The sequence below is a fragment of the Paenibacillus sp. T2-29 genome, from assembly GCF_052921365.1.
On record NZ_JBREVE010000022.1, the window covers coordinates 1 to 6,009 of the forward strand.

Below are 6,009 nucleotides of genomic sequence, written 5' to 3' on the forward strand. Positions count from 1 at the left end.
GTTATGTAGAAGCAAGCTTCTAAATAACCCCGCTCGACTTGCATGTATTAGGCACGCCGCCAGCGTTCGTCCTGAGCCAGGATCAAACTCTCCATTAAAGACCAACCGAGGTTGGTTTATCGAAAGAGCGATTAGCTCATTTTGAAACTGACGAGATAAAATATCTCTTGTTTGATTTTGCGAACAAAATCATTTACTCACTCGTTGTTCAGTTTTCAAAGATCAAATTCTTTTTCGCTGCGTTTTTCAGCAACTATAAGATCATATCATGTTCATTTCAAAAATGCAAGGGTTATTTCTCTCTTCTTTTCGAAGATTGTTTCGCCCTAGTTATACTTTTTTCGAAACGGCTGTTTTGTTGTCAGCTCAAATAATATACCATTTTCAACTACAGAATACAACTTGTAATATTTTACAAATATCCAATATCTAAATTTTATTTACTAATAGTCAGCTATTTCAACATGTACTACTTTTAAAAAAAACTATATCGTTGATTTGCCGCTAAACGCGTCGTCGATTTTTTTGATATTTATAATACTCGTTCCTTTTATTTGCTTATTGTCAGAAGACTTACAATTAGACGGAGTCTTTTAGCCCCCGCCTAACGATGCTCATCATTTTATAACCTGCAAATCTCATGGGCACAGTGGCCATACGAAGGACAACAGCACATGGCACGCAACACCTTCAGGTCATGAATGACGATTTTTCCGTCTCTCGTATCCAAGGTTCCCTGCTCTTTTAGCGAGCTCAGCATCCGATTCACACTTTCGCGCGTTGCTCCAATCATCTCGCCCAGTTCGGAGTGACTTAGCTTCATGTTCAGTAAAATGCCATCCTTCACAGCTACACCACATGTATTACTTGCACGGATCAGTGTAGACGCTAGTGCCCCCGTTTTACCATACAACAGTAAGTCCCGAAACCGTGATTGCATAATTCGTTGCTTCATTGCCATCCACTGTATGAACTGAAGCGCCATTTCCCCGTTCTTAGACAGGAGTGACTCCAGGTCCTTAACAAGCACAACACCTAACTCACACACATCGGCTGTTTCTGCAGTACAACTATACTCTTCCCCATCTATCCCACTAAACTCCCCGATCAAATCGCCTTGGTGCTGAATAGTCAGAATCAATTCTTTACCGTCTTCTGTCGATTTACGGAGTTTAACATGACCCGAATGTATATAATAAAGCTGCTCCGCATCATCACCCTCTCGAAAAAGCATAACGCCTGCCTTTACCTTCTTCCAGGACATGATATCTTTTAACAGCTCAAAATGCTCTTCCGTCAGAAAAAGTTGAATCCCCGTGCGCTGCGTTTCGTCCCTAAACCGTTCCATACAAGTGGCTTGCATATTAGCGTCCTCCTCGTGTTTACCTGATATCTTTATCATAATGTTTTGATTCCTGGGTTGTTATCGGGAGAACACCTGATTTTGCACCTCTCTACTCCCTGATTTGCAGTGATAAATATCACTTCCAGAATTATCTAATGCCCCATTTATCGCCCCACCTCTTATTGATTACCCAGTCTAATGAAAAGTCAGTGTTTCCTGCGCCTATAGATCAGGGGGTTCCCTGAATTACTTTTGTACCTGTCGGAATTACAATAAATTAGAGCTACAGTTGGTTAAGATAAAGGATGTGTCTTCTATGCTACAAATAACGGATGAAATGCGAAATGAACTGAACCAGTTGCGAGATCATGTTTATGGGGATCTCACTGCACTTGCATCTATGTCCAGGTCAGGGGGTAAGTTGCATTGGTATTATGCCTCCGGCAGCCGAAACAATCGCTATCGCCTTATCTCTTTTAAAGTCGGTCATGGGATTGCCGGGATGGCTGTTCGTCTGGGGCGTACCGTAACCGTTAGCGCTTTAATATCAGGCAGTATACGTTTACGTCAAGAATGTGCGCTTATGCTGGCCGAACAGTTACATTCTGCAGTAGCCATTCCCTTTTCCAGTACAGGAGACTTGCCAAACGGTGTGCTACTTGTTGGTAACCGTGATGTGAGGACATTCACCGATTCTGATGTAGCCAAGGCCACCCAAGTCGCACATCGCCTTGGCCAGTTATGTACTCTCCCTCTCACTCCATAGATTGATATTTGAAGAAAAATAAAATTATAAATATAAGTGATTATGAAAAGCTCATCTAACTATCTCTGTTGATTGAAATCCCTAAAATTTGCTATGATTATGACAAAACGCACGGTTTTTTTACCGTTCGAGGGGATGACTAATTGATTCGTATACTAGTAGTGGATGATCATGTTGTCGTACGTTCTGGCCTTATGGCCCTATTGGACGGCAAAAACGGTATTAAGGTAGTAGGAGATGCAGCAGACGGGGATGAAGCAATCCGCAAAGCGGTGGAGCTACAACCTGATGTCGTGCTCATGGATTTTAGTATGCCCCCTGGCAAAGATGGTCTCACGGCAACCACCGAATTAAAAAAACAGTTGCCGGATACAGAAGTGCTTATTTTAACGATGCATGATGATGAGGAATATCTGTTCCGAGCCATTCAAGCCGGAGCATCTGGATATATTTTAAAAAGTGCACCTCATGAGGAATTACTCGCTGCCATCCAGTCTGTGGCCGAAGGCAGTGCCTATCTATACCCCAATGCAACCAAACGCCTGATGAGTGAATATCTGGACAAAATCAAACAAGAGGGCATAGCCGGACCGTATGAATCCCTGTCTGAGCGGGAAAAAGAGATCCTATCATGGGTAGCCAAAGGATATGCCAACAAGGAAATTGCCGAACACCTGGTGATTAGCGTCAAAACCGTAGAGTCCCACAAAAGCAACCTTATGGAGAAGCTTAACTTGAAAACACGGCCTGAGTTGGTCAAATTTGCACTGAAAAAGGGGTTGCTCCATTATGAATGAACCTTCTAACCCTTTACTGCAGCCCGCCTTTGGGGAGTCAACCGATAAACTACTGAATGATTTGGAAATTCATATACCAGATTCTCCTTTTCTCCATGTACTGCGTAGTTCTCTCCACCAGCTATCCAATCTTAAATTTGCTCTAGATACATCTTCCATCGTTGCTCTGACCGATCATCGAGGAATTATTCAGTACGTAAACGATAAGTTCTGTGAGATTTCGCAATATAGTCGTGAAGAATTGATCGGGCAGGATCATCGCCTCATTAATTCGGGCTATCATACTCGAGCCTTCATGAAGAACCTGTGGACTACGATCCGCTCAGGTGAGGTATGGCAGGGAGAAATACGAAATCGTGCTAAAGATAACAGCTACTACTGGGTGAATACCACGATTGTTCCATTTATGGACGAGGAAGGTAAACCCTATCAGTACTTAGCGATCCGTAATGAAGTAACTAAATTAAAAAAAGTAGAGGCAGAGCTTCAGACCATGATGACGCAAGTCATGCAAATACAAGAGGAAGAGCGTAAACGCTTTTCAAGAGAGCTTCATGATGGGATTGGTCAAAGCCTGTTTTCACTTATTATTCAACTAGATAGCCAACTAGCTGAACAGCCCAGTGCTACTCTGGAAAATCTGCGTACACAGGTAACTGATATCATTAAAGATGTTCGTGGCTTAGCGTGGGAACTTCGTCCCTCAGTTCTGGATGATTTGGGTGTCGTACCGGCCCTAAGAACTTATATTGAAAATTTCTGTTCGCATTACGGAATCGAAGTGCATTTTCAATGTACTTTACGTAAACGCCTTGATATCCGAAAAGAAATAGCAATCTATAGAATTGTACAAGAAGCACTGACGAATGTGGCTAAATACGCAGATGTAGCAGAAGCATACGTTGATGTAGAGGATCAAGACGAAATAATAAAAGTAACTATTCGGGATGAGGGTATGGGCTTCTCTGGAGAATCCAAAGGAGAGGGAGTTGGATTGTTCAGCATGGAAGAACGAGCTAGAGGAGTAGGCGGCTTCATGAGCATGACTTCTGCTCCAAATCAGGGAACCTCTATCCAACTAACCATTCCAGTGTAAAATCTGTGCACTAGATCAGTTATCGGTGTATCCCCCTGCAGGAACAGGAGAGATACACCGATGGCAAGCACTAACAATAGCCATCACTTTGTGGAATCTATGGAATATAAATGTACAAAAAAAGAGAGAGCTCTGTCCCCAGACAGGCTCTCTTTATTTATAAGGTGTCACCACTGAGGCAACAAGAATCCGCTATAGCAAAAAGCGGGTGATGGGAATCGAACCCACGCTACCAGCTTGGAAGGCTGGAGTTCTACCATTGAACTACACCCGCAAATCAGTATCGGGATGACACGATTTGAACATGCGACCCCCTGGTCCCAAACCAGGTGCTCTACCAAGCTGAGCTACATCCCGACATTATACATTTTTCAAGAAATGGCGCGCCCTGAGAGATTCGAACTCCCGGCCTTTTGATTCGTAGTCAAACGCTCTATCCAGCTGAGCTAAGGGCGCATATTAAATTCCATAATGAGCAGTCAAGGCGCCACCCAGATTTGAACTGGGGATGAAGCTTTTGCAGAGCTTTGCCTTACCACTTGGCTATGGCGCCGTATGGATAATGGAGCGGACGACGGGAATCGAACCCGCGACCCTCGCCTTGGCAAGGCGATGCTCTACCGCTGAGCCACGTCCGCAAAATATGGTGCGGTCGAGAGGACTCGAACCTCCACGGGGGGTTAGCCCACACGGACCTGAACCGTGCGCGTCTGCCAATTCCGCCACGACCGCAAAATAATTTATAAATGGTGAGCCATGAAGGACTCGAACCTTCGACACCCTGATTAAAAGTCAGGTGCTCTACCAACTGAGCTAATGGCTCTTAATGGCTGGGGATATAGGATTTGAACCTATGCATGACGGAGTCAAAGTCCGTTGCCTTACCGCTTGGCTAATCCCCATTAAATTAAGAATCAAAGGGCGGCCGATGGGGCTTGAACCCACGAATGCCGGAGTCACAGTCCGGTGCGTTAACCACTTCGCCACGACCGCCATATGATTATAAAACTGGTGGAGGATGATGGATTCGAACCACCGAACCCGTAAGGGAGCAGATTTACAGTCTGATGCGTTTGGCCACTTCGCTAATCCTCCAAAATGGTGCCGGCGAGAGGACTTGAACCCCCAACCTACTGATTACAAGTCAGTTGCTCTACCAATTGAGCTACACCGGCACATTACCAATTCCCACTTGAAAGGTGGCTCGGGACGGAATCGAACCGCCGACACGAGGATTTTCAGTCCTCTGCTCTACCGACTGAGCTACCGAGCCATATTTAATTTTATAAATATACCATATAGTTCGTACTATATGCATATAAATGGCGGAACTGACGGGATTCGAACCCGCGATCTCCTGCGTGACAGGCAGGCATGTTAGGCCTCTACACCACAGTTCCAGAGGCATTTCCAATAGGAAATTAATTGCGGGGGCAGGATTTGAACCTACGACCTTCGGGTTATGAGCCCGACGAGCTACCGAACTGCTCCACCCCGCGATATAAAATATGGTGGAGGCTGAGGGGATCGAACCCCCGACCCTCTGCTTGTAAGGCAGATGCTCTCCCAGCTGAGCTAAGCCTCCATATTATGACCCGTAGGGGATTCGAACCCCTGTTACCTCCGTGAAAGGGAGGTGTCTTAACCCCTTGACCAACGGGCCTTACAAAATGAATTCTGATTTAATAAATTTATGGCGGAGAGAGAGGGATTCGAACCCTCGCACCACTTTCGCAGTCTAACCCCTTAGCAGAGGGTCCCCTTATAGCCACTTGGGTATCTCTCCGAGTAGCGGCAGAGGGGATCGAACCCCCGACCTCACGGGTATGAACCGTACGCTCTAGCCAGCTGAGCTACGCCGCCACCTTATATATAAAATTCAGAAGTATTAAAAATATGGCTCCCCGAACAGGACTCGAACCTGTGACAACTCGATTAACAGTCGAGTGCTCTACCAACTGAGCTATCAGGGAATATTGGTGGAGCCAAGGGGGATCGAACCCCT

4 protein-coding genes, 19 tRNA genes and 1 rRNA gene are annotated in these 6,009 nt (G+C 45.3%); 3 read left to right on the forward strand and 21 right to left on the reverse strand.

The window, feature by feature from the left end:
* Positions 1 to 98, reverse strand: a 16S ribosomal RNA gene (locus ACU1JV_RS27890); the annotation flags it as partial.
* Positions 99 to 622: 524 nt separating this feature from the next.
* Positions 623 to 1,363: a Crp/Fnr family transcriptional regulator gene (locus ACU1JV_RS27895; protein ID WP_058831567.1), complete on the reverse strand. Its 741-nt coding sequence runs from the start codon at positions 1,361 to 1,363 to the stop codon at positions 623 to 625.
* A gap of 298 nt (positions 1,364 to 1,661) precedes the next feature.
* Between ACU1JV_RS27895 and ACU1JV_RS27900 the strand changes: the two genes are divergently transcribed.
* The 3 genes from ACU1JV_RS27900 to ACU1JV_RS27910 all read left to right on the forward strand — a co-directional run bounded on the left by ACU1JV_RS27900 (position 1,662) and on the right by ACU1JV_RS27910 (position 4,004).
* Complete coding sequence (locus ACU1JV_RS27900; RefSeq protein WP_413987371.1) at positions 1,662 to 2,111, forward strand: GAF domain-containing protein; 450 nt, start codon at positions 1,662 to 1,664, stop codon at positions 2,109 to 2,111.
* 143 nt (positions 2,112 to 2,254) lie between these two features.
* Positions 2,255 to 2,908 (forward strand): response regulator, encoded by a 654-nt coding sequence (locus ACU1JV_RS27905; protein WP_013369023.1) that lies wholly within the window; start codon positions 2,255 to 2,257, stop codon positions 2,906 to 2,908.
* Entirely contained in the window at positions 2,901 to 4,004 is a 1,104-nt protein-coding gene (locus ACU1JV_RS27910) for a PAS domain-containing sensor histidine kinase (protein WP_013369022.1), read from the forward strand. The genes ACU1JV_RS27905 and ACU1JV_RS27910 overlap by 8 nt, the downstream gene beginning before the upstream one ends.
* A 203-nt stretch (positions 4,005 to 4,207) precedes the next feature.
* Here ACU1JV_RS27910 and ACU1JV_RS27915 read toward each other — a convergent pair.
* From ACU1JV_RS27915 to ACU1JV_RS28005, 19 genes are all read right to left on the reverse strand, one after another.
* Positions 4,208 to 4,278 (reverse strand) — tRNA-Gly (locus ACU1JV_RS27915).
* Between the two features lie 9 nt (positions 4,279 to 4,287).
* Positions 4,288 to 4,361 (reverse strand) — tRNA-Pro (locus ACU1JV_RS27920).
* 22 nt (positions 4,362 to 4,383) lie between these two features.
* A tRNA-Arg gene (locus tag ACU1JV_RS27925) sits at positions 4,384 to 4,460 on the reverse strand.
* Positions 4,461 to 4,486: 26 nt separating this feature from the next.
* A tRNA-Cys gene (locus ACU1JV_RS27930) sits at positions 4,487 to 4,557 on the reverse strand.
* A 10-nt stretch (positions 4,558 to 4,567) separates the two neighbouring features.
* A tRNA-Gly gene (locus ACU1JV_RS27935) sits at positions 4,568 to 4,642 on the reverse strand.
* Between the two features lie 6 nt (positions 4,643 to 4,648).
* A tRNA-Leu gene (locus tag ACU1JV_RS27940) sits at positions 4,649 to 4,736 on the reverse strand.
* A gap of 15 nt (positions 4,737 to 4,751) precedes the next feature.
* A tRNA-Lys gene (locus tag ACU1JV_RS27945) sits at positions 4,752 to 4,827 on the reverse strand.
* 4 nt (positions 4,828 to 4,831) lie between these two features.
* Positions 4,832 to 4,906 (reverse strand) — tRNA-Gln (locus tag ACU1JV_RS27950).
* An 18-nt stretch (positions 4,907 to 4,924) separates the two neighbouring features.
* Positions 4,925 to 4,997: transfer RNA gene (locus ACU1JV_RS27955), tRNA-His, on the reverse strand.
* Between the two features lie 16 nt (positions 4,998 to 5,013).
* Positions 5,014 to 5,099, reverse strand: a tRNA-Tyr gene (locus ACU1JV_RS27960).
* Between the two features lie 4 nt (positions 5,100 to 5,103).
* A tRNA-Thr gene (locus ACU1JV_RS27965) sits at positions 5,104 to 5,179 on the reverse strand.
* 25 nt (positions 5,180 to 5,204) lie between these two features.
* Positions 5,205 to 5,277 (reverse strand) — tRNA-Phe (locus tag ACU1JV_RS27970).
* Between the two features lie 50 nt (positions 5,278 to 5,327).
* Positions 5,328 to 5,404 (reverse strand) — tRNA-Asp (locus tag ACU1JV_RS27975).
* A gap of 25 nt (positions 5,405 to 5,429) precedes the next feature.
* A tRNA-Met gene (locus ACU1JV_RS27980) sits at positions 5,430 to 5,503 on the reverse strand.
* A gap of 10 nt (positions 5,504 to 5,513) precedes the next feature.
* Positions 5,514 to 5,589: transfer RNA gene (locus ACU1JV_RS27985), tRNA-Val, on the reverse strand.
* A gap of 6 nt (positions 5,590 to 5,595) precedes the next feature.
* Positions 5,596 to 5,667 (reverse strand) — tRNA-Glu (locus tag ACU1JV_RS27990).
* A 31-nt stretch (positions 5,668 to 5,698) separates the two neighbouring features.
* Positions 5,699 to 5,790, reverse strand: a tRNA-Ser gene (locus ACU1JV_RS27995).
* Positions 5,791 to 5,793: 3 nt separating this feature from the next.
* Positions 5,794 to 5,867, reverse strand: a tRNA-Met gene (locus tag ACU1JV_RS28000).
* Positions 5,868 to 5,901: 34 nt separating this feature from the next.
* Positions 5,902 to 5,977: transfer RNA gene (locus tag ACU1JV_RS28005), tRNA-Asn, on the reverse strand.
* Positions 5,978 to 6,009 lie beyond the last annotated feature (32 nt).